The organism is Acinetobacter brisouii (assembly GCF_008993995.1).
GTDB lineage: Bacteria > Pseudomonadota > Gammaproteobacteria > Pseudomonadales > Moraxellaceae > Acinetobacter > Acinetobacter brisouii_A.
This window is the reverse complement of the sequence record NZ_BKNN01000145.1, coordinates 1-1,819: the sequence shown is the minus strand read 5'-3', so window position 1 is coordinate 1,819 and position 1,819 is coordinate 1. Positions and strand designations below refer to the sequence as shown.

The 1,819-nt window shown below is 41.1% G+C and carries 1 protein-coding gene and 1 pseudogene; both read right to left on the bottom strand.

The genetic code is table 11. The features are described 5' to 3' along the window. Window positions 1-693 (bottom strand): replication initiation protein RepM (repM, locus tag GBN19_RS15285; protein WP_151778687.1); only part of this gene is annotated, 693 nt, incomplete at its 3' end. Window positions 694-1,407: 714 nt separating this feature from the next. Then, window positions 1,408-1,819: pseudogene (locus GBN19_RS15280) on the bottom strand (RepB family plasmid replication initiator protein); the annotation flags it as partial.

The window sequence follows — 1,819 nt, the reverse complement described above, 5'->3', positions numbered from 1 at the left end:
TGTTTTCTTCTTCTGCTTGAACTTGAATGAGAATCCTGTGATTACTCGCCCTTTTTTGTGCTGTTCGTAGGTGGCCGTGATGTCGGTATGCTTGTTGATTTGTTCTAGTGCAGGCTCTAGCACACGCTTTTTTAGATCATGCATACGCTGATATTCAGAATCGAGAACGCCCATTTTTTGCCGAAAGTCAGATAATTCAATTACTGGGGTTTTGCCTGTAGCTCTCCAGCAGATCAATAACTCATACAAACGAATAGCATAACCTGTTGAAAGTTCGCTTATTTGTTTCATTTCATATTGTGTAAAACGCTCCTCAAGCCTTGTAATCAAAGGGATTACAACAGGAGCAAAAATTAACTTCACTGTAGCTTCTGCATCAACATAACGAACCTCACTAACCCAACGTGAACGGACATTTTCAGTGTTTCCTCGCTCGTTGATTTCCTGATAACTGAATTGGCGTGCAAATAAATCATCACAAGCATCTTTGAGGGCTTGATAGGCTGTTTGTCTAGCTACACCAAATTGATTGATGTAACTCTCTGCATGAACCGTAAGAGGGTCGTTTGCGTTAATTCCCTTGCCTGATTCTCTCGCTTCAACAATCGCAAGCAAGATTAACCGCTGTTCAACGAGATCCAAGTTGTAACTAGCGTTCATTAGGGCATTGTCTTTCACTACTAATTTACTCATAAGACGCAATTATATTTTAATGTGTTAAAACGACATTATCATATTGAGTCTGATTATGGTAGGTAAGTGTCGTCTTATTGGTAGGTAAGTGTCGTCTTATTGGTAGGTAAGTGTCGTCTTATTGGTAGGTAAGTGTCGTCTTATGTCCTCTGTATGCCTTGCTACACGGGCATTTCAGCATGTCTAAAAGCATTTAAAAGCATTTAAAAACATTAAAAGCCCAATTTTTCATGAAAATTGCCCTCGGTTTTCGCTAAAGCTCAAACTTTTTTGACTTCGCTATGCTCAGTCAGGGGCAATTTTTGCAAGTGACGGGGAAAAATCCAAAGGTTTAAAAAGCATAGAGCAAGGACACACAGAGGGGACTTTTTCACTACCGTGTAAAATTCCTACTCTGTGCCTTGTTGGGGCAAGCCCCAAACCCCAAAAAGCAAAAGCAAAGGCAAAAATGGCACTCGCTGCGCTCGTGTCCTCTCAAAAGCAAAAGCGCACGATAGTTGAAATTTTCTTGAAATCAGATACAAAAAAGCGGTTTTTCAGAGGGGGAAATAATCGAACTTTCATTGTGTCGCTCGTAGACACTCGCTAATTACTTTCTTTGAGAAACAAAGAAAAAGGCAAAAGAAATTTCCTTTGCCTTTTCACTTTTTGCAGTGCAAAAACGCACCCATTGGACTCAATGGTAAAGTGCGCCCTTTGGGAAATTCATCATGACTAAAAAACCACGCCGAACTCCTCTAGTTTTGATTGCCACTGGTCCGCTATTGCATCGGTTGTAATCTCACTTTGGATACGTGCCATCATCTGCATAATTGATTCATCACCCTGTTTAAACCGATCTGATAACCGATTTGACATGATTAGTCCTGTAATCTTGCTTGCTCTATGCTGTAAATCGCTCAAATTTGCGTTTTCAGGCTGTTTTGCGATGTTGGTAGGGATTTGACTAGGTTTTTCGATACGTGGGCTAGAATCGCTATTTTTTGGCGTTTCCGCCTCTGTTTTCTTCTTCTGCTTGAACTTGAATGAGAATCCTGTGATTACTCGCCCTTTTTTGTGCTGTTCGTAGGTGGCCGTGATGTCGGTATGCTTGTTGATTTGTTCTAGTGCAGGCTCTAGCACACGC